The sequence below is a fragment of the Pseudomonas helmanticensis genome (assembly GCF_900182985.1).
Classification (GTDB): Bacteria; Pseudomonadota; Gammaproteobacteria; order Pseudomonadales; family Pseudomonadaceae; genus Aquipseudomonas; species Aquipseudomonas helmanticensis.
Genome location: NZ_FXUY01000002.1, coordinates 371,508 through 395,435, shown reverse-complemented (window position 1 = coordinate 395,435; position 23,928 = coordinate 371,508). Strand labels below are relative to the sequence as shown.

At 61.5% G+C, this 23,928-nt stretch carries 11 protein-coding genes; 5 read left to right on the top strand and 6 right to left on the bottom strand.

The window, feature by feature from the left end; all coding sequences use genetic code 11:
* Both QOL84_RS24500 and QOL84_RS24495 read right to left on the bottom strand, forming a co-directional pair.
* Nucleotides 1–870, bottom strand: a complete 870-nt coding sequence (locus QOL84_RS24500; protein ID WP_283438876.1) for an SDR family oxidoreductase — start codon at nt 868–870, stop codon at nt 1–3.
* 12 nt (nt 871–882) lie between these two features.
* Nucleotides 883–2,667 (bottom strand): acyclic terpene utilization AtuA family protein, encoded by a 1,785-nt coding sequence (locus QOL84_RS24495; RefSeq protein WP_283438875.1) that lies wholly within the window; start codon nt 2,665–2,667, stop codon nt 883–885.
* Between the two features lie 184 nt (nt 2,668–2,851).
* On the opposite strand from QOL84_RS24495, the gene QOL84_RS24490 reads away from it, so the two are divergent.
* The 3 genes from QOL84_RS24490 to QOL84_RS24480 all read left to right on the top strand — a co-directional run bounded on the left by QOL84_RS24490 (nt 2,852) and on the right by QOL84_RS24480 (nt 5,466).
* Nucleotides 2,852–3,475 (top strand): TetR/AcrR family transcriptional regulator, encoded by a 624-nt coding sequence (locus tag QOL84_RS24490; RefSeq protein ID WP_129394865.1) that lies wholly within the window; start codon nt 2,852–2,854, stop codon nt 3,473–3,475.
* Nucleotides 3,476–3,567: 92 nt separating this feature from the next.
* On the top strand, nt 3,568–4,365 hold the full coding sequence (locus QOL84_RS24485; RefSeq protein WP_283438874.1) for a substrate-binding periplasmic protein: 798 nt from the start codon (nt 3,568–3,570) through the stop codon (nt 4,363–4,365).
* An 87-nt stretch (nt 4,366–4,452) separates the two neighbouring features.
* The gene (locus QOL84_RS24480; protein ID WP_283438873.1) at nt 4,453–5,466 is read left to right on the top strand and encodes a GNAT family N-acetyltransferase; all 1,014 of its coding nucleotides are present in this window, start codon (nt 4,453–4,455) and stop codon (nt 5,464–5,466) included.
* A gap of 95 nt (nt 5,467–5,561) precedes the next feature.
* Here QOL84_RS24480 and QOL84_RS24475 read toward each other — a convergent pair whose 3' ends face one another.
* Nucleotides 5,562–6,116, bottom strand: a complete 555-nt coding sequence (locus QOL84_RS24475; RefSeq protein ID WP_283438872.1) for an RNA polymerase factor sigma-70 — start codon at nt 6,114–6,116, stop codon at nt 5,562–5,564.
* A gap of 369 nt (nt 6,117–6,485) precedes the next feature.
* Here QOL84_RS24475 and QOL84_RS24470 point away from each other — a divergent pair, with 369 nt between their 5' ends.
* Together QOL84_RS24470 and QOL84_RS24465 are read left to right on the top strand one after the other, a co-directional pair.
* Nucleotides 6,486–19,484, top strand: a complete 12,999-nt coding sequence (locus QOL84_RS24470; protein WP_283438871.1) for a non-ribosomal peptide synthetase — start codon at nt 6,486–6,488, stop codon at nt 19,482–19,484.
* Between the two features lie 181 nt (nt 19,485–19,665).
* Nucleotides 19,666–20,478: an alpha/beta fold hydrolase gene (locus QOL84_RS24465; protein WP_283438870.1), complete on the top strand. Its 813-nt coding sequence runs from the start codon at nt 19,666–19,668 to the stop codon at nt 20,476–20,478.
* Nucleotides 20,479–20,542: 64 nt separating this feature from the next.
* Here the strand turns inward: QOL84_RS24465 and dsbG are convergent, their stop codons facing one another.
* The 3 genes from dsbG to dsbD are packed head-to-tail and all read right to left on the bottom strand — an operon-like array spanning nt 20,543 to nt 23,903.
* The gene (gene dsbG, locus QOL84_RS24460) at nt 20,543–21,313 is read right to left on the bottom strand and encodes a thiol:disulfide interchange protein DsbG (RefSeq protein WP_283438869.1); all 771 of its coding nucleotides are present in this window, start codon (nt 21,311–21,313) and stop codon (nt 20,543–20,545) included.
* Complete coding sequence (locus tag QOL84_RS24455) at nt 21,289–22,170, bottom strand: TlpA disulfide reductase family protein (RefSeq protein WP_283438868.1); 882 nt, start codon at nt 22,168–22,170, stop codon at nt 21,289–21,291. The genes dsbG and QOL84_RS24455 overlap by 25 nt, the downstream gene beginning before the upstream one ends.
* The gene (dsbD, locus tag QOL84_RS24450) at nt 22,170–23,903 is read right to left on the bottom strand and encodes a protein-disulfide reductase DsbD (protein ID WP_283438867.1); all 1,734 of its coding nucleotides are present in this window, start codon (nt 23,901–23,903) and stop codon (nt 22,170–22,172) included. The genes QOL84_RS24455 and dsbD overlap by 1 nt, the downstream gene beginning before the upstream one ends.
* Nucleotides 23,904–23,928 lie beyond the last annotated feature (25 nt).

Below are 23,928 nucleotides of genomic sequence, written 5' to 3'. Positions count from 1 at the left end.
TTACTCCTTGTCCTTGAGGACATCCGGAAGGTACGCCCGGTGAAAACCATTGAACGACTCGCTGTGAGTCGCCTTGTGCAGCGGCCACGCGCGACTGCCAAGGCTGGCCGCACCATCGATTTTCAAGGTGCTGCCGCTGATGAACGCCGCCGCCGGGCTGAGCAGAAACACGATCGCCGCGCTGACTTCCGATTCGGTGCCGATGCGCTTGAGTGGCACATGCTCGCGCAGGGTCGGAATCACCGCTTTGAACGCACCTTCATAAGTGTCCATGCCGCTTGAGGCGATCCAGCCCGGCGCCACAGCGTTGACCCGCACGCCGGCATAACCCCATTCGAACGCGGCGGTCTTGGTGAAGTTATCCATGCCCGCACGCGCCGCGCCCGAATGACCCATGCCGGGCATGCCGCCCCACATGTCGGCGAGCATGTTGACGATGTTGCCGCCGTGTTTGCTCATCGACTGGTTGAACACTTCCCGCGCCATCAGAAAGCCGCCGACCAGATTGGTACGCAGCACGGTTTCGAAACCTTTCTGATTGATCGAGGCCAGCGGCGACGGGTATTGGCCGCCCGCATTGTTGACCAGTCCATGAATCGGCCCGTGCTCGGCGATCAGCTCCCTGACCAGTTGTTTCACCGCTTCTTCATCGCGGATATCGCAGGCCTGCCAGTGCGCACGGCCACCGTCCTCGGCGATTTCGGCGGCGACCTTTTCGAGCTTTTCCGGCTTGCGCCCGACCAGCAGCACATTGGCGCCGAGTGCTGCCAGTTCATGTGCGGTGCAGCGGCCGATGCCGCTGCCACCACCGGTGACAATGATGGTCTGGCCGCTGAACAGATCGGCGTTGAAAATCGACGCGTAAGCCATGCAAACCATCCTCTAGTCGAGCTGTTCGGCGATGCTCTGCGGCACCGGGATCTGGATTTCCAATAATTGCTGGGCGAAGGCTTTGCCTTGCGGGTCGATGCGCAGACTGGCCACGCCGCCACCGCCGAGAGCGTTTTCCAGGAGAAAATTGAGGCTGTGGGTGCCGGGCAGATACCAGCGTTCGACGCGGCCGTGGATCGGATCGAGCACATGGCTCATCCAGTCGACGATCACGGCCGGAGTCAACGCTTCGGCAATCCACGGCAGATATTCAGGCTGGCGCGGCATCACGCCGATGTTGCTGTGATTGCCCTTGTCACCAGAGCGCGCCACGGCCAGTTTTACCAGCGCCACGCTGGCATCGGCGCGGCCCTGTGGTTTCGGCGGTTGATGAGCAATCGGCAAGTCTTCGCTGTCGAGCGCCACCTGCGCGGGCAGGGCGCAAGGATGGCGCTCACCGGCCATCTCGATTTGCAGGGTGCAGGCGCTTTTCTCGATCAGGAACGAGAACAGCCGGATCAGCGGGTACACCGTTGGCCGTCCACCGACGATGCCGGTCAGACCCGGCGCCATGCCGGTCGCGGCCTGGGCGATTTCCCGCGAGAACAGTACCAACGCCTGTTTGTGCGGATGCCGTACGGCGAGTTTGATCACTACTTCGCGACTGTCGCGGCGCTGACCGTGGGGGCCGTAGGTGGCTTCGCTGCCGAGCAGTTCGATACTGGTTTCGCTATAGGGCGCCCAGCCGCGCTGGCTGAACATCTCTGCGGTTTTATCGATGATCGCCTGACTGACGCGCTGAGCCTTTTCCACCGCATCGATGCCGGCAATCAGGCAACTGGCGGTGCAGCGGAAACCATCCGGCGAGGTCGCGCTGACCTTGTATTTGTCACTCGGCGGCAAGCCTTTGGCGCCATGCACATGGACGATGTTCTTGCCTTGCTGCTGAAGCCTGACTTCAGTGAAATCGCAGACCACATCGGGTAACAGATACGCCTGTGGGTCACCAATTTCATAGAGCATCTGTTCGCCGACCGTCAGCGGTGTGACCAGTCCGCCGGAGCCCTCGGGTTTGCTGACGGTGAATTGGCTGTCGGTGCTGACTTCAACGATAGGAAAGCCGATGTGTTCGTAATCCGGCACGTCGCGCCAATCGGTGAAATTGCCGCCGGTGCATTGCGCGCCACATTCGATGATGTGCCCGGCCAGCGCGGCTTGCGCAAGTTTGTCGTAGTCGTGCCATGACCAGCCGAATTCGTGCACCAGTGCGGCGCTGACCACGGCGCTGTCGACCACTCGCCCGGTGATGACAATGTCGGCGCCCAGGCGCAGGGCTTCGACGATGCCCGGTGCGCCGAGGTAGGCGTTGGTCGACACGCACAGCGGCGGCAGCGGGGCGCCGCTGAACATCTCGCGGATGCCACTGAGCTGTTTGAATTGCGGTTGCAGATCATCACCCAGTAAAACGGCGATCTTCAGTGTTACTCCGGCCTTGTCGCAGGCTGCTTGCAATGCGGCGGCGCAGGCGAGCGGATTGACCCCGCCGGCGTTGCTGATGACGCGGATGTTCTGTTCTGCAAGTTGTGGCAACAGCGGCGTCAGGACTTCGATGAAGTCACCGGCGAAACCCGCCTGCGGATCTTTCATGCGTGCGCCGGCCATGATCGACAGGGTGATCTCGGCCAGGTAATCGAACACCAGATAATCCAGGCGCCCTCCGGCCACAAGCTGCGCGGCGGCGGTAGACGTGTCACCCCAGAATGCACTGGCGCATCCGATGCGGACGGTGTTTGGCATTTTTATCTCCGACTCAGGAACCTGCGACAGAAGTGCCTTGAGGCTACCAAGCAAGCGCTTGGTTTGTAAATGGCTAAGATTATCTTCTGCCCAAGCGCTTGCTTGGTCGTCGCTGGCGGCTTAAATTGCGCGCAACCCTGCGGTTTCAGGGGGCAACAGACTGATCGACTGTAGGAGAGAACGGGTGGACGAGCAAAAAGCCCTGAGGGTCATGCGCGAATTGGTCGACGAAGGTCAGTTGACCGACCCGGACAGCGCCCGCGGCAAATTGCTGCAAGTGGCGGCTCACCTGTTCCGTAACAAAGGTTACGAACGCACCACGGTGCGTGATCTGGCCGGTGCAGTCGGCATTCAGTCGGGGAGCATTTTTCATCACTTCAAAAGCAAGGATGAAATTCTCCGTGCGGTGATGGAAGAAACCATCCGTTACAACACTGCATTGATGCGCGCGGCACTCGCCGAAGCCGGCAATGTGCGCGAGCGGGTGCTGGCGCTGATCCGCTGTGAATTGCAGTCGATCATGGGCGGCAGTGGCGAAGCGATGGCGGTGCTGGTTTACGAATGGCGCTCGTTGTCCGAAGACGGCCAGGCCAAGGTGCTGGCGTTGCGCGATGTTTATGAAGAGTTGTGGCTGCAAGTGCTCGGCGAAGCCAAGGCGCAAGGTTTTATTCGCGGCGACGTATTTATTACCCGACGTTTCCTCACGGGCGCACTGTCCTGGACCACCACATGGTTCCGTGCTGGCGGTGGTTTGAGCCTCGAACAGCTGGCTGAAGAGGCGTTGATTCTGGTCCTCGAAGAGCGTTGAGCGACTTTCTATCGAACCGGGAAACTGGCTAACTGGGCGAAACCGCCTAGCTTGAATGCAATGATCGGTATTTTTTCGGGGAGTGGGGTGTTTTGAAGTCTTCGCCAATTCGGACGGCTGCGGGGTTGATGCTCGCAGCGCTGGCTGCAATATGGGTATTGCCCGCTCAGGCAGCGCAACTGGTTCGGGTCGGCGCGGCGCATTTTCCGCCTTACACCGTTCGCCCGGAAAACGGTGCCGACACCGGCCTGCTGCCGCAATTGGTCGAGGCCCTGAACGCGCAGCAAAGCGACTACCAGTTCGTCCTCGTGCCGACGTCGATTCCACGGCGCTTTGGTGATTTCAAGCAGGGCCGGATCGACATGGCGATCTTCGAGAATCCGGAATGGGGCTGGAAGGATATTCCTCACACCGATGTCGATATGGGCCTGGAAGACGCCGAGATTTTCGTCGCGCAACGTGAAGACGGCCGCCAGCAAAATTACTTCGCCAGCCTGACCGACAAGCGTCTGGCGTTGTTCAGCGGCTATCACTACGAATTCGCCAACTTCAACGCAGACCCCAAGTTCCTCGCTCAAAACTTCAACGCGACGTTGACCTATTCTCACGACAGCAACTTGCTGATGGTCCTGCGCGGGCGCGCCGATATTGCGCTGGTGACGCGTTCCTATCTGTTCGATTATCTGCTGCGCAATGAAAAAGTCCGTGAGGAGCTGCTGGTCTCGCAGCGTATCGATCAGGTCTATCACCATTACGCGATCCTGCGGCCAACCGCGCCGATCACCGGCGAGGCATTTTCCAGACTGCTGCAGGGTTTGCGCGACAACGGTGAAATGCTGAAGATTTTCGATCCGTACAAGATTGCCGTGGTGCCAGTGCCTCACCACTGAGGCAGTGATTTCCCGGCAAAGGCTAAATTTCCCTGCGCGGATCACGTCCCATCGTTGAACTGTCGACGATTATCGTGAGCCCGACCCATGTCCAATCTGAATGAACTGACTGCCCTTGCGTTGCCTTCGGGCAGTCAACTGATCGCTGATGCCACCGAAAGCCGTCTGAGCCTGAGCCTGGACGGGCAGCCGCTGATTCGCCTGCGCCTTGATCGTGAGGCCAAAGGGCCGATTCAGATCGATGAGCGTTTTGCCTTGCCGCCCGGGCAAGCGCTGTGGGCCGCCTGTTATTGGCTGTTCGCCCGCGATCCTGACTGCCAGCAATTGACCTGGCAACTGGATCAGCCGCCGACCGAAGCGTTGCTCAGCGGTTTGCTGGTAAGCACTGAAGTGGCCGGCGAATATCGCTGCGAACGCACGCTGTTCTGGCAACTGCCGCAACCGTGGCTCGGCACTTCGCTGACCGGCAGCTACCCGCAGCAAATGGTCATCAGCCAAGGCAAGCGCCATCCGCTGCGACCGGTGAAGCCGCGTGGTGAAGTCTATCGGCGTTTCGATGCGCGCCTGGGTGCGTGGATTTCCCTGCGAACCGTGGAGATCGAAGAAGATCTGCCGCGATTCAATCGCTGGCAGAACAGCCCTCGTGTCGCCAGTTTCTGGCAGGAGGAGGGCAGTATCGAAAAGCATCGTGAGTACCTGAGCAAACTCGACACCGATCCGCACACGCTAACGTTGATCGGCTGCTTCGATGATCAGCCGTTTGCCTATTTCGAGGCTTATTGGGCCAAGGAAGATCGCATCGCGCCGTTCTACGATGCCGATAACTTCGACCGTGGCATTCACATGCTGGTCGGCGAGGAAGATCACCGCGGCCCGCACAAAGTGGCGAGCTGGTTATCGGCGCTGGTGCATTACCTGTTTCTCGATGATCCGCGCACCCAGCGGGTGGTCGCCGAGCCGCGTGCCGATAACGCGAAGATGATTGGCCATATGCAGAATCAGTGCTTCCACTGCGAGAAGGAATTCGACTTCCCGCACAAGCGCGCGGCGTTGATGATTCTGGGGCGTGAGCGGTTTTTTGATCGGTGCAAGCTGGCCTGAGGTCATTCAAAAAAGCCAAAGATCGCAGCCTGCGGCAGGGTTCTCATGTAGGAGCTGCCGCAGGCTGCGATCTTTTTCTATCTGACGACGCGGTCTTACCGGCGACCGGCAATCACCACATCGCGGCGACTGCTCGAGACCTTGCGGCAGTGCACCAGCGCATCGCGAATCATGAAGTTGACCAGGGTCGGCGAAACGCCCAGTTCCTTGGCGATGTCTTTCTGCGGCACGCCGTGCAGGCGATACATCTCGAACGCATAACGGGTCCGGCTCGGCAGCTCGGTCAGCGCGTCGGCGATGTGTTCCAGGGTGGAGAAATTGATGTGTGAGGTTTCCGGCGAAGCACCCTGAATGACCACGTTCAGCCCTTCCTCTTCAGGGCCGGCGTACTTCTGCTCGAGCGCCTGTTTGCGGTAGTGATCGATGGCGAGGTTGCGCACGATCTGAAACAGATAACTCAGCTGGGCCTTGATCGACGACGTGATCGGTGGTGCCGATTGCAGTCGGAAAAACGCATCCTGCACCACATCCTCGGCACGCGAGCGGCAGCCGGTAATGCGCGCTGCAATCTTGACCAGAATCAGTCGATTTTCGACGAATGCCTGAAGTAGCGGTGAATCGCACCTGCTTGTGGATACTTGTTCCGTCATGGAAATCACCTTGCTGCCAAATAGGTTAGTGGGACGCCTGGGGGACGGGGCCGTCCTACACATCGAGCGACAAATTATGTTGAATGATAATGATTGTCAATTGAGAAAAAGAATTAATGATCCACAACGGTGCGTTCTGCGAACTGCGACACGCGGCCGCACCCCGGCCCCATTGGCTATCCAGCCTGCCGACTAATTATTTCAAGACGTCATCCGTTCTCATTGGTGAATGGTTCCGGGTACAGAGCCCCGGCCAGACAGCATTCCCATGCCTTGCGCGGTCGGCACAGACCGCGCCCTGCATGCCCTTGAGGGGCGTGACGCAGCAACCCGATTCCATTAGCAAGCCGAATTCAGGCAGGAAACCTCATGACCGACGCGTTCGAACTCCCCAGCACCCTGGTCCAAGCCCTCCAGCGCCGCGCGGCCCTGACGCCGGATCAACTGGCCTTGCGTTTTCTCGCCGAAAACGCAGAGCAAGCTGTGGTACTCAGCTATCGCGAACTCGATCAGCGCGCGCGCACCATTGCTGCCGCGTTGCAGGCTGAAGCGCAATTCGGTGATCGCGCGGTGTTGCTGTTTCCCAGCGGTCCGGACTACGTCGCGGCGTTCTTTGGTTGCCTGTACGCCGGGGTGATTGCGGTGCCGGCCTATCCGCCGGAATCCGCGCGTCGCCATCATCAGGAACGTTTGCTGTCGATCATTGCCGATGCCGAGCCGCTTCTGTTGCTGACCAGTGCCGAGCTGCGCGACGCCTTGCAGCAGATCGAAGGCGCGCCGCCGCTGCTGTGCGTCGATACCCTCGACAGTGCACAGGCCGAAACCTGGGTCGAGCCGAATCTGCCGCAAGACCACATCGCCTTCCTGCAATACACCTCCGGCTCTACCGCTTTGCCCAAAGGCGTGCAGGTCAGCCACGGCAATCTGGTCGCCAACGAACTGTTGATCCGCCATGGTTTCGGCATTGACGTGAATCCGGACGACGTCATCGTCAGTTGGCTGCCGCTGTACCACGACATGGGCTTGATCGGTGGCTTGCTGCAGCCGATCTTCAGCGGCGTGCCGTGCATCCTGATGTCGCCGGCGTATTTCCTTGGCCGTCCATTGCGCTGGCTCGAAGCAATCAGCCAATACGGCGGCACCATCAGCGGCGGGCCGGATTTTGCCTATCGCCTGTGCAGCGAACGGGTCAGCGAATCGGCGCTTGAACGCCTTGATCTGAGCCGTTGGCGCGTGGCCTATTCCGGTTCCGAACCGATCCGCCTCGACACCCTGGAACGCTTCGCCGACAAGTTCGCGGTGAGCGGTTTTAGCGATGACAGTTTCATGGCCTCGTACGGTCTGGCCGAGGCCACGCTGTTCGTCGCCGGCACGCCGCGCGGCACTGGCATTCCGGCACTGCGTGTGGACGATCAGGCCCTGGCACAAAACCGTGCCGAGCCGGGCGAGGGCAGCCCGATCATGAGCTGCGGGATCAGCCAACCGGAACATGCGGTGCTGATCGTCGAGCCGAATACGCGGGTAGAACTCGCCGACAACGCCATCGGCGAAGTCTGGGCGGCCGGCCCGAGCATCGCCCTCGGTTACTGGCGCAACCCTGAGGCCAGCGCCAAGACCTTCGTCGAGCACGCCGGCCGCACCTGGCTACGCACCGGCGACCTCGGTTTTATCCGCGACGGCGAGTTGTTCGTCACCGGCCGCTTGAAAGACATGCTCATCGTGCGCGGCCATAACCTGTATCCGCAGGACATCGAGAAGACTGTCGAGAACGAAGTGGAGGTCGTGCGCAAGGGCCGCGTCGCTGCATTCGCGGTCAATCAGAATGGCGCGGAAGGCATCGGCATCGCTGCGGAAATCAGCCGCAGCGTGCAGAAAATCCTGCCGCCGCAAGCGCTGATCAAAGCCATTCGCCAAGCCGTGGCCGAGGCGTATCAGGAAGCGCCGAGCGTGGTGGTGTTGCTCAATCCGGGCGCGTTGCCGAAAACCTCCAGCGGCAAGTTGCAACGTTCGGCCTGCCGCAATCGTTTGGCCGATGGCAGCCTCGACAGCTACGCGGTGTTCCCGTCAACCGCCTCTGAAACCCAAGAAGCGACCACCAGCGTCTCTGAACTCGAAGCCCTGATCGGCAAGATCTGGGCCGAGCAACTCAACGTCAAACAGGTCAACGCCGACGATCACTTCTTCCTGCTTGGCGGCAACTCGATCGCCGCCACGCAAGTGATCGCCCGCGTGCGTGAAGAACTCGCTCTTGAGCTGAACCTGCGCCTGCTGTTCGAAGCGCCGACGCTGTCGGCATTCGCCGCAGCCGTGGCGCAACAGCAGCAAGACGGCGGCAGTGCCCAAGGTGCAATCGCCGCACTGTCGCGCAGCGAGCCGATGCCGCAATCGCTGGCGCAAAACCGTTTGTGGATCACTTGGCAACTCGACCCGCAAAGCAGCGCCTACAACATTCCCGGTGCCCTGCGCCTGCGCGGCGAACTCGACGAAGACGCCTTGCGCGCGAGCTTCCAGCAACTGATCGAGCGCCACGAATCCCTGCGCACACGCTTCTTCGAACGCGACGGCGTGGCCCTGCAACAAGTCGATGCCGCCGCCGAATTCAACCTGCAACTGATCGACATCAGCGACCTGCCGGCGCATGAGCGTGAAGCCCGCGCGCAGCAGATCCGCGAAGACGAAGCGCGCAGCCAGTTCGACCTGGAAAAAGGCCCGCTGCTGTGGGTGACGCTGGTGCGTCTCGACGACGAAGATCACCAGTTGCTGGTGACGCTGCACCACATCATCGCCGATGGCTGGTCGCTGAATATCTTGATCGACGAATTCTCGCGCCTGTACGCCGCCGCTTCGCAGGGCGCGACGGCCAGCCTCGCGCCACTGCCAACCCAGTACGCCGACTACGGCAGCTGGCAGCGCCAATGGCTGGCGCAAGGTGAGGGCGAGCGGCAACTGGCCTACTGGAAAAACCAGTTGGGTGACGAGCATCCAGCGCTGGAACTGGCCACCGATTACCCACGATCCGCCAAGCAAACTCACAGTGCAGCACGCCACACCGTACGTCTGGGCGTGAGTCTCAGCGATGCGATCCGCAACACCGCGCAGGCGCATCAGTCGACGCCGTTCATGCTGCTGCTCTCGGCATTCCAGAGCTTGCTGCATCGCTACAGCGGTCAGCGCGACATCCGCATCGGCGTGCCGAATGCCAACCGTCCGCGCCTGGAAACCCAAGGCTTGATTGGCTTCTTCATCAACACCCAGGTGCTGCGCGCAAAGATCGATTCGCGCCTGTCGTTCGTCGAGCTGCTGGGCCAGACTCGCGAGGCCACACTGGGTGCGCAGGCGAATCAGGATCTACCGTTCGAGCAACTCCTCGAAGCCTTCCCGCAGGCCCGTGAACAAGGTCTGTTTCAAGTCATGTTCAACCATCAGCAACGCGACCTCAGTGCGCTGAAACGCCTGCCGGGTCTGCTTGCCGAAGAGCTGCCGTGGCACAGCCGCGAAGCCAAGTTCGACCTGCAACTGCACAGCGAAGAAGACCGTAACGGTCGCCTGACGCTGTCGTTCGACTACGCCAGCGAACTGTTCGACGCGGCAACTATCGAGCGGCTTTGCGAGCATTTCAGCAACCTGTTGCGCGATGTCTGCGAGCGCCCGCAGCAAGCCATCGGCGACCTGCAACTGCTCACCATCAACGAGCACGATCAGCAAAAAAACTGGAGCGTCGCGCCGTGCACCCCGGCGCAACAATGGCTGCCGGAGCTGCTCAACGAACAGGCCCGCCAAACCCCGGAACGCACCGCGCTGGTGTGGGAGGGCGGCAGCCTCGACTTCGCCGAACTGCACAACCAGGCCAACCGCCTCGCGCACTATTTGCGCGACAAAGGTGTCGGTCCGGATGTCTGCGTGGCTATCGCCGCCGAGCGTTCGCCGCAACTGTTGATCGGTCTGCTGGCGATCATCAAGGCTGGCGGCGCCTACGTGCCGCTGGACCCGGATTACCCGGCCGAGCGTCTCGCCTACATGCTCAGCGACAGCGGCGTCGAACTGCTGCTGACCCAGACCGAATTGCTTGACCGTTTGCCGGCCAGCGACGGCGTCAGCGTCATCGCCATGGACGCGCTGCACCTGGAAAACTGGCCGAGCCAGGCGCCGGGCTTGCACCTGCACGGCGACAACCTCGCCTACGTGATCTACACCTCGGGTTCCACCGGCCAACCGAAAGGTGTCGGCAACACCCACGCGGCACTGGCCGAACGTCTGCAATGGATGCAGAACACTTACGCGCTGAATGAAACGGATGTGCTGATGCAAAAGGCGCCGATCAGTTTCGACGTATCGGTGTGGGAATGCTTCTGGCCGTTGATCACTGGCGCACGTCTGCTGATTGCAGGTCCCGGTGAACACCGCGATCCGCATCGAATCGCCCAGCTTGTTCAAGAGCATGGTGTGACTACGCTGCACTTTGTCCCGCCGCTGCTCGCGCTGTTCATCGACGAACCGCTGAGCGCCGAATGCACCAGCCTGCGCCGGGTGTTCTCCGGTGGTGAAGCGCTGCCCGCCGAACTGCGCAACCGCGTGCTGGCGCAATTGCCGGCAGTGCAATTGCACAACCGTTACGGCCCGACCGAAACCGCGATCAACGTCACCCACTGGCATTGCACCGCTGCCGATGGCGAGCGCTCGCCGATCGGCCGGCCGCTGGGCAACGTGATTTGCCGCGTGCTCGATGCCGATCTCAATCCGGTGCCGGCCGGTGTGCCGGGAGAGTTGTGCATCAGCGGCATCGGTCTGGCTCGCGGTTACCTCGGTCGTCCGTCGCTGACCGCTGAACGCTTTGTTGTCGATCCGTTGGGCGAGCAGGGCGCGCGTTTGTACCGCACTGGCGACCGTGCGCGCTGGATAGCCGATGGCGTGATCGAGTACCTCGGTCGTCTCGATCAGCAGGTCAAACTGCGTGGTTTCCGCGTCGAGCCGGAAGAAATCGAAGCGCGTTTGCTCGCACAGAACGGCGTCGCTCAAGCCGTGGTGCTGGTGCGCGAAACCGCTGCCGGCGCGCAACTGATCGGCTACTTCACTGCAACCGATGCCAGCGTTGATGCAGACGAGCAAATCACCCGGCTGAAAACTGCACTGGCCGCCGAGCTGCCGGAATACATGGTCCCAGCGCAACTGATGCGCCTCGACGCAATGCCCCTCAGCCCCAGCGGCAAACTCGACCGCCGCACCTTGCCCGAGCCGCAATGGCAGGTTCGTGAACACGTCGAACCGGTCACTGAACTGCAACAGCAGATCGCGGCGATCTGGCGCGAAGTGCTGGGTCTGGCACAAGTCGGTCTGCGCGACGATTTCTTCGCCCTCGGCGGCCACTCGCTGCTGGCCACGCAAATCATCTCGCGCAGCCGTCAGGCCTGCGACGTCGAACTGCCGCTGCGCGCGTTGTTCGAGCACAGCGAACTCGGTGATTTCGCCGAACAGATCCGCCTGATCCAGGTCAGCGGCCGCACCAACAAGCAGCCACCGATCGACAAGGTTGATCGCAGCAAACCGGTGCCGCTGTCGTACTCGCAACAGCGCATGTGGTTCCTCTGGCAGATGGAACCGGACAGCCCGGCGTATAACGTCGGCGGCATGGCGCGCCTGCGTGGCGTGTTGCATGTCGAGCGTTTCGAGTCGGCGTTGCAAGCGCTGATCCTGCGTCACGAAACCCTGCGCACCACGTTCCCGAGCGTTGATGGCGTCGCTCGTCAGCAGGTGCATGCCGAGACCGGCGTGCGCATGGGCTGGAAGGATTTCTCCAAATTCGCCGCCGACCTGCGTGAACAAAAGGTTCAGCAACTGGCCGATGAAGAAGCGCATCTGCCGTTCGATCTGGAAACCGGTCCGCTGCTGCGCGCTTGCCTGGTCAAGACTGCCGAGCACGAACATTACTTCGTCCTGACCCTGCACCACATCGTCACCGAAGGCTGGGCGATGGACATCTTCGCCCGTGAACTCAGTGCGCTGTACGAAGCGTTTGTCGATGATCGCGATTCGCCGCTGGAACCACTGCCGGTGCAATACCTCGACTACAGCGTCTGGCAACGTAACTGGCTGGAGTCCGGCGAGCGTCAGCGCCAACTCGATTACTGGACCGCGCAACTCGGCCGCGAACATCCATTGCTGGAATTGCCGGGTGATCGGCCGCGTCCGCCAGTGCAAAGCCATCAGGGCGAATTGTTCCGCTTCGACCTGAGCGATGACCTCGCCGCACGGGTTCGTGCGTTCAATGCGCAAAACGGTCTGACCCTGTTCATGACCATGACTGCCGCACTGGCCACGCTGCTCTACCGCTACAGCGGCCAGACCGATCTGCGCATCGGCGCGCCGGTGGCCAACCGCATTCGTCCGGAAAGCGAAGGGCTGATTGGTGCGTTCCTCAACACTCAAGTGCTGCGCTGCCAGCTCGATGGGATGATGGCGGTCAGTGAGTTGTTCGAGCAGGTGCGCCACACCGTGATCGAAGGCCAGTCGCATCAGGACCTGCCCTTCGATCATCTGGTTGAAGCCTTGCAGCCGCCGCGCAGTGCTGCGTACAACCCGCTGTTCCAGGTGATGTGCAACGTGCAGCGCTGGGAATTCCAGCAGAGCCGCATGCTCGCCGGGATGACTGTCGAGTACCTGGCCAACGATGCGCGGGCGACCAAATTCGACCTCAACCTGGAAGTCACCGATCTCGACCATCGCCTTGGTTGCTGCCTGACTTACAGCACCGATCTGTTCGACGAGCCGACCATCGCGCGCATGGCCAGACATTGGCGCAACTTGCTCGAAGCACTGATCGCCGATCCGCATCAGCGCCTCAGTGAATTGCCGCTGCTCGATTCGCCGGAGCAACAGCAACTGCTCGACAGCCTCGGCATCGAGCCGGGCGAGCATCGTCTCGATCAGTGCATCCATCACCTGTTCGCCGAGCAGGCACTGGCGCGCAAAGACGCGCCGGCGCTGACCTTCGCCGGGCAGACGCTGTGCTACGCCGAACTCGATGCCCGCGCCAATCGCCTGGCCTGGGCCTTGCGTGAGCGTGGCGTCGGGCCGCAAGTGCGGGTCGGTCTGGCGCTGGAGCGTTCGCTGGAAATGGTCGTTGGCCTGCTGGCGATTCTCAAGGCTGGCGGTGCGTATGTGCCGCTGGACCCGGAATACCCGCTCGACCGTCTGCATTACATGATCGAAGACAGCCGCATCGGCCTGCTGCTCAGTGATCGCGCGATGTTCAATGCCCTTGGCGATCTGCCGTCGAGTGTGGCGCGCTGGTGCCTGGAAGACGACAGCGCGGCACTCGCTGATTATCCGGCCAGCGAGCTGCCGTTTATCAGCCTGCCGCAGCATCAGGCGTACCTGATTTACACCTCCGGCTCGACCGGCAAGCCGAAAGGCGTGGTGGTCTCCCACGGCGAAATCGCCATGCACTGCCAAGCCGTGATCGAGCGTTTCGGCATGCGCCCCGACGACTGCGAACTGCATTTCTATTCGATCAACTTTGACGCCGCCACCGAGCGTCTGCTGGTGCCGCTGCTCAGCGGCGCGCAGGTTGTGCTGCGTGCGCAAGGTCAGTGGGACGCGGAAGAAATCTGCGGCTTGATCCGCACGCATAAAATCAACGTCCTCGGTTTCACTCCGAGCTACGGCAGCCAGTTAGCGCAGTTCCTCTCGACGCAAAACCAAATCCTGCCGGTGCGGATGATCATCACCGGCGGCGAAGCGCTGACCGGCGAACACCTGCAACGCATTCGTGCAGCGTTCAAACCATCGATGTTCTTCAACGCCTACGGCCCGACGGAAACCGTGGTCATGCCACTGGCCAGTCTCGCGCCGGAAGTGCTCGAAGAAGGCGCCAGCAGTGTGCCGATCGGCAGCGTGATCGGCGCGCGTGTCGCCTATATTCTCGACGCCGATCTGGCGCTGGTGCCGCAAGGCGCGACCGGTGAATTGTTCGTCGGAGGCGCCGGTCTGGCGCAGGCTTATCACGATCGTCCGGGCATCACCGCCGAGCGTTTTATCGCGGACCCGTTCGCCACTGATGGCGGGCGCATGTACCGCACCGGCGACCTCGTGCGCCAGCGCTCCGATGGCTTGGTGGAATACTTGGGCCGGATCGACCATCAGGTGAAAATCCGTGGTTTCCGTATCGAACTGGGCGAAATCGAAACGCGCCTGCTCGATCACGAATCGATCCGCGAAGCCGTGGTGCTGGCATTGGATACGCCGAGCGGCAAACAATTGGTCGGTTACCTCGTCACCGAGGCCGCCGAACAAAGCGAAGCCAAACAGGCCGAGCTACGCGACGCCCTCAAGTCGCAGCTCAAGGCGCAACTTCCGGATTACATGGTGCCGACCCACCTGATTCTGCTGGCGAGCATGCCGCTGACGGCCAACGGCAAGCTCGACCGCCGCGCCTTGCCGGCGCCGGATCCTGAGCTCAATCGGCAGGATTACGTCGCGCCAAGTAACGAGCTGGAGCAGACCCTGGCGCAGATCTGGTGCGCAGTGCTCAACGTCGAACAGGTCGGCCTCAACGACAACTTCTTCGAACTCGGCGGCGACTCGATTCTGTCGATTCAAGTGGTCAGCCGTGCACGTCAGCAAGGCATTCATTTCAGCCCGCGCGACCTGTTCCAGCATCAAACCGTGCAGACCCTCGCCGCCGTGGCCAGCCGTACTGAACAAGTGACGGCCGAGCAAGGTCTGGTGGTTGGTGAATCGCGTCTGACGCCGATTCAGCATTGGTTCTTCGACACCGATATCCCTGAGCGTCAGCACTGGAATCAGGCGCTGTTGCTGGAGCCAACCGTGGCGCTGGAACCGCATCGTCTGGAGCAAGCGTTGCTGGCGGTGATCGAGCAACATGACGCCCTGCGTCTGCGCTTTACCGAGTCCGACAGCCAGTGGCAGGCCAGCCATCAACCGGTGTCCGATGCGGCGGTGTTGTGGCAAGTGCGCGTGCCGTCGATGGACAAGTGCGCAGCACTGTTCGCCGATGCCCAGCGCAGCCTCGATCTTGCGCAAGGCCCGCTGCTGCGTGCCGTGCTGGTCGATGGCCCGCAAGGTCAGCAACGCCTGTTTATCGCGATTCATCACTTAGTGGTCGATGGCGTGTCGTGGCGCGTGTTACTCGACGATTTGCAAACCGTGTACCGCCAACTCGACGCCGAACAAGCGGTGAAACTGCCGGCAAAAACCAGTGCCTTCAAAGACTGGGCCGCTCGCTTGCAGGCCTACGCCGGCAGCGAATCCCTGCGTGAAGAACTGAGCTGGTGGCAGACCCAACTGGCCGGCCCGAGTGCTGATCTGCCTTGCGAAAACCCGCAGGGCGGCCAGCAGAATCGTCACGCACAAACCGTCAGCGTGCGTCTCGATGCCGAACACACCAGACAGTTGCTGCAACAGGCGCCGGCCGCTTACCGCACGCAGGTCAACGATCTGCTGTTGACGGCATTGGCCCGCGTGCTGTGCCGCTGGAGCGGTCAGCCGTCGGCGCTCATTCAACTGGAAGGCCACGGCCGCGAAACCCTGTTCGACGAGATCGACCTGACGCGCACCGTCGGCTGGTTCACCAGCGCTTACCCGCTGCGCCTGACTCCACACAACATCGAAGAGGCCGCCGGGCAGGGCGCTTCGATCAAAGCGATCAAGGAGCAACTGCGCGCCGTGCCGCACAAAGGCCTCGGTTATGGCGTGCTGCGTTATCTCGCCGACGACCTCAGCCAGCGCAGCATGGCCGCGCTGCCGCAGGCGCCGATCACCTTCAACTACCTCGGCCAGTTCGATCAGAGTTTTGGCAGCGATGCGCTGTTCCGTCCGCTGGACGAGCCGGTCGGTGCCGCCCACGATCCGCAGGCACCGTTGCCGAATGAATTGAGCGTCGACAGCCAGGTTTATGGCGGTGAATTGCTCTTGCGCTGGACCTTCAGCGCCGAGCGTTACGACGCACAGACCATCAACGATCTGGCCGACGCCTACCTCGGCGAGCTGCAAAGCCTGATCGACCATTGCCTGCAAGACGACGCCGGTGGGCTGACGCCGTCGGACTTCCCATTGGCCAAGCTGACTCAGGCGCAACTCGATGCCTTGCCGGTACCGGCCGCGCACATAGAAGACGTCTATCCGCTGACGCCGATGCAGGAAGGCATGTTGCTGCACACCTTGCTCGAGCCGGGCACCGGTCTGTACTACATGCAGGATCGCTACCGCATCAACAGCGAACTCGACGCCGAGCGTTTCGCTCAGGCCTGGCAAGCGGTGATCGCCCGCCACGAGGCGTTGCGCGCGTCGTTCTGCTGGAACGTCGGCGAAGACATGCTGCAAGTGATTCACACCCCGGGCCGCACGCCAATCGAGTATCTGGACTGGAGCGCCATCGCCGAAACCGAGCAGGAACCGAAACTGCAAGCGCTGCTGAAAAACGAGCGCGAGGCCGGTTTCGATCTGCTCAATCAGGCACCGTTCCACCTGCGCCTGATCAAGGTCGGCGCGGCACGCTACTGGTTCATGATGAGCAACCACCACATCCTTATCGATGCCTGGTGCCGCTCGTTGCTGATGAACGACTTCTTCGAGATCTACACCGCCGTCGGTGAGGGACGTGAAGCGCAACTCGCCGTGCCGCCGCGTTATCGCGACTATATTGGCTGGCTGCAACGCCAGAGTCTCGCCGAAGCGCGGCAGTGGTGGCAGCACAATCTGCAAGGCTTTGAACGCACCACGCCGATCCCGAGTGATCGTCCGTTCCTGCGTGAACACGCCGGTGAAAGCGGCGGGATGATCGTCGGCGACCGCTACACCCGCCTGAATGTCGAGGACGGTGCACGTCTGCGTGAACTGGCGCAAGCGCATCAGCTGACCATCAATACCTTCGCCCAAGCGGCGTGGGCTTTGGTTCTGCGGCGGATGAGCGGTGACCGTGATGTGTTGTTCGGCGTTACCGTGGCCGGGCGGCCGGTGGAAATGCCGGAGATGCAGCGCACGGTTGGTCTGTTCATCAACAGCATCGCGCTGCGGGTGCAGATGCCGGCTGACGATGAGCGCAGCAGCGTGCGTCAGTGGCTCAGTGGTTTGCTCGACAGCAACATGCAACTGCGCGAATACGAATACCTGCCGCTGGTGAACATCCAGGAACAAAGCGAATTGCCGAAAGGCCAGCCGCTGTTCGACAGCCTGTTCGTCTTCGAAAACGCCCCGGTTGAAGTCTCGGTGCTGGATCGGGCGCAGAGCCTGAATGCGACTTCGGACTCCGGCCGCACGCACACTAACTTCCCGTTGACGGCGGTGTGCTACCCGGGCGATGACCTTGGTCTGCACTTGTCTTATGACCAGCGCTATTTCGATGAATCGACCATCGAGCGCATGCTTGGCGAGTTCAAGCGTCTGCTGCTGGCGCTGGTCGATGGCTTCCATGGCGACATGGCCGATCTGCCGCTGCTGGGTGCCGAGGAACAGGACTTCCTGCTGCACGGTTGCAACCAGAGTGGCCACGATTATCCGCTGGAGCAGAGCTATGTGGCGCTGTTCGAAGCGCAGGTGGCGGCGCATCCGCAGCGCATCGCCGCGACGTGCCTGGATCAGCAACAGAGCTATGCCGAGCTGAACCATAACGCCAACCGTCTCGGCCATGCACTGGTCGCGGCCGGGGTGCACATGGATCAACCGGTGGCCTTGCTCGGCGAACGAAATCTTGATCTGCTCGGCATGATCATCGGCAGCTTCAAAGCTGGCGCGGGTTATCTGCCACTGGATCCGGGCCTGCCAAGTCAGCGTCTGCAACGGATCATCGAGCTGAGCCGCACGCCCGTGCTGGTCTGCACTCAAGCGTGTGTTGAACAGGCGCAGACGTTGCTGGATGAGTTTAGCTGCGCCAATCGTCCAAAGTTGCTGGTCTGGGAAGAGATTCAGGCGGCGGCAACATCGGCGCAGGACTTGGGCATTTACAGCGCCCCGGACAATCTTGCCTACGTGATCTACACCTCGGGCTCCACTGGCCTGCCGAAAGGCGTGATGGTCGAGCAGCGCGGCATGCTCAACAACCAGTTGAGCAAGGTACCGTACTTGAATCTGAGCAACGCCGACGTGATCGCCCAGACCGCTTCGCAAAGCTTCGATATTTCGGTCTGGCAGTTCCTCGCCGCGCCGCTGTTCGGCGCGCGGGTGGACATCGTGCCGAATACCATCGCCCACGATCCGCAAGGGTTGCTGGTGCACGTGCAAGCGCAGGGCATCACCGTGCTGGAGAGCGTGCCGTCGCTGATTCAGGGCATGCTCGCCTCGGAGCGCCTGAGTCTCGATGGCTTGCGCTGGATGTTGCCGACCGGTGAAGCCATGCCGCCGGAGCTGGCGCATCAATGGTTGCTGCGTTATCCGGACATCGGTCTGGTCAACGCTTATGGCCCGGCGGAATGCTCGGATGACGTGGCGTTCTTCCGTGTCGACATGGCGTCGACGCGCGGCAGCTATTTGCCGATCGGTACACCGACCGACAACAACTTGCTCTATCTGGTCGATGGCGCGCTGGAACTGGTGCCGCTGGGTGCGGTGGGTGAGTTGTGCGTGGCGGGCACGGGCGTCGGTCGCGGTTATGTCAGCGATCCGTTGCGCACTGCGCCGGTGTTTGTGCCGAACCCGTTCGGTGCGCCGGGCGAACGTCTGTACCGCACCGGTGACCTCGCTCGGCGTCGCAGCGACGGTGTGCTCGAGTACGTTGGCCGCGTTGACCATCAGGTGAAGATTCGCGGTTACCGCATCGAACTGGGCGAGATTGAAGCGCGCCTGCATGAACAGCCGGAAGTGCGCGATGGCGCGGTCGGTGTGCAGGAAGGCGTCAACGGCAAGCACTTGGTCGGCTATCTGGTTGCGGCCGATTCGGCACTCAACCCAAGCGAACGTCTGGAGCGGATCAAACAGCGCCTGCGCGCCGAGTTGCCGGAATACATGGTGCCGCTGCACTGGTTGTGGCTCGATCAGTTGCCGCTGAATGCCAACGGCAAACTCGACCGCAAAGCCCTGCCGGCGCTGGAGATCGGTCAGTTGCAGAGCCAGGATTATCTGGCCCCGCGCAATGAGCTGGAGCAGACGTTGGCCGACATTTGGGCAGAGGTGTTGAAGGTCGAGCAGGTCGGTGTGCGTGACAACTTCTTTGAGCTGGGCGGGCATTCGTTGCTGGCCACGCAGATCGCTTCGCGGGTGCAGAAGTCGCTGCAACGCGACGTGCCGTTGCGGGCGATGTTCGAGTGCAGCACGGTGGAGGAGTTGGCCGAGTATATTGATGGGCTGGCGGCGAGTGATATCACCGAGGAGAAGGTCGACCGGTTGAATGATCTGATGGCGGAGCTGGAGGGGCTGTAATCTCCAGCGTCTGTACTGGCCTCATCGCGAGCAGGCTCACTCCTACATTGGAATGCGTTCCCCTGTAGGAGCGAGCCTGCTCGCGATCGGGGCCGGCACATTTTCAGACATTTCCCCGATTGACGATAAAGAACCGGCAGCTCAGTCTGCCGGTTCTGTTTTTTACCGCGCAGGTGAATCGATGCCCTTCTTCACGGTTGACGGACAAGCACTGCATTACATTGATCAAGGCACCGGCCCGGCAGTCCTGCTGGCCGGCAGCTATCTGTGGGATCAGGCCATGTGGGCGCCGCAGATTGCCGCGTTGTCGCCGCACTATCGGGTGATTGCGCTGGACCTGTGGGGTCACGGCGAGTCGGGGCGGTTACCCGAAAACACCACCTCGCTGGACGACATCGCCCGCCAGGCGCAGGCCTTGCTCGATCATCTGGACATCGATCAGGTCACGCTCGTTGGCTTGTCGGTCGGCGGCATGTGGGGCGTGCGTCTGGCGCTGGCGGCTCCGCAGCGGATCAACGGCCTGGTGCTGATGGACACCTACGTCGGTGTCGAGCCGGAGCCGACCCGTCAGTATTACTTCTCGCTGTTCAAGCAAATCGAAGACAGCGGCGAAATCTCCGCGCAACTGCTCGACATCGTCGTGCCAATCTTCTTCCGCCCGGGCATCGATCCGCAGTCGGCGCTGTATCAGGATTTCCGTGCAAAACTGGCGGCGTATTCGTCTGACCGCTTGCGCGAAAGCATCGTGCCAATGGGGCGCATCACCTTTGGTCGCGATGATCTGTTGCCACGCCTGAGCGAGTTGAATGCCGCGACCACGCTGGTGCTGTGCGGCGATCAGGACAAACCGCGACCACCCTCGGAAGCGCAGGAAATGGCCGAGCTGATCGGTTGCCCGTGGGTGCTGGTGCCGCAGGCGGGGCATATCTCCAATCTGGAGAATCCCGAGTTTGTCACCGAGGTGTTGTTCGCCTTCCTGGCTGAGCGCCATTGAAAAAGATTGCAGCCTACGGCAGCCCATGTAGGAGCTGCCGCAGGCTGCGATCTTTTGATCTTGCTTACTTAGGCCCGAGAATCTGCGCCAGTTTCTCCGGCGAAGGAGCACCTTGCTGTTGTTGCAACTCACCCTTGGCATCCATGTAGAAAATCGCCGGCGTCGCCTGCAAATCGAGGTCTTCCATCAACTGCATGTTCGCCGCCAGCTTGCTCTGCACGGCTGCCGGAATATCTTTGAGCGCCTTGAGTGAACTGGCCTTGCCAGCCTTCTCATGATCTTCCAGCGCCTTGGCCGGGTCTTTCGCCGCCAGCAGCGCCGCCGATTTGCCCGGGCTGTCTTCGCGAATGATGCCAACCATGATGTGCCGCAACTGCACCTTGCCGGACTTGACCCAAGGTCGCGCCTGTTCCCAGAACATGTTGCAGTAAGGGCAGTTCGGATCACTGAACAGGTACACCGTGCGCGGTGCATCCTTGTTGCCGTCCTGAATCCAGTTGCTCGCTTCGAACTTGGCCCAGACTTCCTTGGCCATCGGCGCGTAGACCAGTTTTTGCAACGGTTCGCTGCTCAGGTCCTTGCCGTCGGCGTCATACAGATTACCCAGCAGGACGTGTTTGCCATCCGGGGTCAGGTACAGCGCCATGCCACGGTTCTGATATTGCGCCGCGTAGCCGCGCAAACCATCGGGAGCATCGAACTGGCCAACGATTTTCGCGCCTTTGGCTTCGATCTGCTTGATCGCCGCCGGCAATTCTTCAGCAGCCTGCACCGACGGCAAGTGCAGCAGGGCAGTGCCCAGGGTTAGCGTCAGCAGGTGGCGGAGGCGGGGCATGGCAGTTTCCTTGCAGAGGTGGCCGGTGCAGTGGCCGGGGTCGAATTCGGAGTCGGGGTGTCGAAGTTTTCCAGGGCGCGGGCCAGGCTGGCGTTCGATAGCTCACCGAGGTGACTGCTCAGCAGCCGACCGTCAGGGCTATAGAACAGCGTAGTCGGCAATGCCATGGAACCCACGGCCTGGCCGAGTCGGCCACTGCGGTCGAACAACACGTTATTGAGGCTCAGGCCTTGGGTTTCGAGAAACGTCGCCACGCTTTGCATGCTTTCGGCCTGATTGACGAACAGAAAGGTCAGATCCGGTCGTTGCTGTTGGGCGTTTTCCAGTACTGGCATCTCGCGTCGGCACGGTGGGCACCACGTGGCCCACAAGTTGATCACCAGCGGGCCGCCCTGATAGTCGCTGAGCTGGATGGTTTCCCCGGCCGCATTACGCAGGGAGATTTCCGGCAGGCGCGTGCCTTGTTCATAGATATTCAGTGACAGGGTTGCGAGCAACCAGAACGCCACGCCGCTGGCTACGCCAAAGCCCAGCGGTCGACGCAAACCGGGCCGGCGCCAGCCGCGATACAGCGCCGCCAGCAGCAATACGATCACTCCAGGCCATGCGAGAAAACCGCCATCGCGCAGGTCGATGATCTGCCACGGATCGTTGCGATAGTGGCTCCAGTACACGCCGACAAAGGCAATACGCGCCGCCAGCATGCCCAGCAGAAACAGGCTGAACAACGCCGACTCGGGGTTATCGCCGCCACGCTTGGCCACTCGCCAGCCGACAAAGGTTGCCAGTGCCAATGCACTGATCAGCAGCAGGTGGTTGAGCGCGATGGCAAAGGTGCCGAGGGTGAAGGTCAGCATTAATTGGCGTCTCGGGTGGCGGTCCAGCGTTGCAGGAACGTATCGGCATCGACTTCGCCGGTGATGCGCTGGCTGCGGCGTTCTTCGCCATCGGTGCCGATCCACACAAAACTCGGTGGTCCCGGCACTTTGTAGCGGCCGAGCAGTTCGCGGCTGGCGGCATTGTCGGCGGTGACATCGAGGCGCAGCAGGCGCACATCACTCAAGCCCTGCATGACCTTGTCCTGGCCGAACACCTGTTTCTCCATGACTTTGCATGACACGCACCAGTCGGCGTAGTAATCGAGCAGCACCCACTGGCCCTGAGCCTTGGCAGCATCCAGTTCGCGTTGCAGCGCCGCCGGTTCCTTGATCGTGGTGAATGCCTCGTGACCGTTGGGTGCCGCGCTGACAGTTCGGCCAGCGCTATAGACCTGCAATGGCTGATACGGATCATCGCTGCCGCCCGCCGCGCCGATCACCAGCACACTGCCCCACACACCCAGCAACAACGAAGTCGCGCCAAACAGTTGCGCCACCCGGCCAAATCCTTCCGATTGCTTCCAGGCACAGAACGCCGCGATCAGCAGCAGCGCACCGCACAGGCCCAGCCACAACGACGGATCCAGTACCGGACGCAGCATCAACAGCGCGGTGGCGAGAAAGAGGAAACCGAATATGCCTTTGAGCAGGTTCATCCACGCGCCGGGTTTGGGCAGGAAGCGATTGCCGACCGTCACCAGCAGCAACAGCGGCACACCGATGCCGATGCCCAGCGCAAACAGGATCAACCCGCCGTGCAGGGCGTTGCCACTCTGCGCGATATACAGCAAGGCGCCGGCCAGCGGTGCGGTCATGCACGGGCCGACCAACAATCCCGACAAGGCACCGAGGACGCCGGCGCCGATCAGGCTGCCACCGCTGCGGCTGCGCGAAGCGTGTTCCAGCCGATCGCGCAGGGCCACCGGCAATTGCAGCTCGAAGAAGCCAAACATCGGCAGCGCCAGCACAACAAAAATCGCGGCAAAGGTGCCGAGCAACCAAGGGTTCTGCAACCACGCCTGCAAGTTCGCGCCGAGCAGCGCAGCAATCACGCCCATCGCCGCGTACACCAGCGCCATGCAGATCACATAACTGCTGGCCAAGGCAAAACCGCGTCGAGGCGTGGCGCCGCTGCCCACCACCATACCGGCCAGAATCGGCAGCATCGGCAACGTGCAAGGGGTAAATGCCAACAGCAGACCCAAGCCGAAAAACACCAGCAGGCTCCAGCCCAATGCATGCTGTTGCAGGCCGCTGGCAAGGGCTTGATCCGGTGCTTCGGTGGCGGTCGTCGACGGCGCTTTTCCGCCCAGGTCGATGACCCGGGTTTGCGGCGGATAACACAGGCCGGCATCCGCGCAGCCTTGATAGCTGACCTTGATCTGCCCGCTGGCCGAGGCCGGGATCTTCACCTCGAGGCCTTGGCGATAAACCGGTTGCTCACCGAAGTATTCATCACTGTGCGATTCGCCTTCGGGCAACGCTGGTTGTTGCTGCGCCGTCAGGCCATCGAATTTCAGGCGTTTCTGATACAGGTAATAGCCATCGGTGATTTGCCAGAACAGCTGGGTTTCACCGGACTCCAGGCGTTCGGACGTGAGGACGAACGCCTTGTCGACCGGAAGAAACTCAGGTTTTGTCTCGAATGGATTGTTTCCTGCCTGGGCCAGGCCCGAGAGCAAGAGGGCAAACAAAAGAAAAAAATGACGCATGGAGGAAGCCTTGTCCCTGTGCAAG

Coding starts and splice junctions, on each gene's coding strand:
- QOL84_RS24500 (WP_283438876.1), bottom strand. CDS start 870: ATGGCTTACGCGTCGATTTTCAACGCCGATCTGTTCAGCGGCCAGACC.
- QOL84_RS24495 (WP_283438875.1), bottom strand. CDS start 2,667: ATGCCAAACACCGTCCGCATCGGATGCGCCAGTGCATTCTGGGGTGAC.
- QOL84_RS24480 (WP_283438873.1), top strand. CDS start 4,453: ATGTCCAATCTGAATGAACTGACTGCCCTTGCGTTGCCTTCGGGCAGT.
- QOL84_RS24475 (WP_283438872.1), bottom strand. CDS start 6,116: ATGACGGAACAAGTATCCACAAGCAGGTGCGATTCACCGCTACTTCAG.
- QOL84_RS24470 (WP_283438871.1), top strand. CDS start 6,486: ATGACCGACGCGTTCGAACTCCCCAGCACCCTGGTCCAAGCCCTCCAG.
- QOL84_RS24465 (WP_283438870.1), top strand. CDS start 19,666: ATGCCCTTCTTCACGGTTGACGGACAAGCACTGCATTACATTGATCAA.
- dsbG (WP_283438869.1), bottom strand. CDS start 21,313: ATGCCCCGCCTCCGCCACCTGCTGACGCTAACCCTGGGCACTGCCCTG.
- QOL84_RS24455 (WP_283438868.1), bottom strand. CDS start 22,170: ATGCTGACCTTCACCCTCGGCACCTTTGCCATCGCGCTCAACCACCTG.
- dsbD (WP_283438867.1), bottom strand. CDS start 23,903: ATGCGTCATTTTTTTCTTTTGTTTGCCCTCTTGCTCTCGGGCCTGGCC.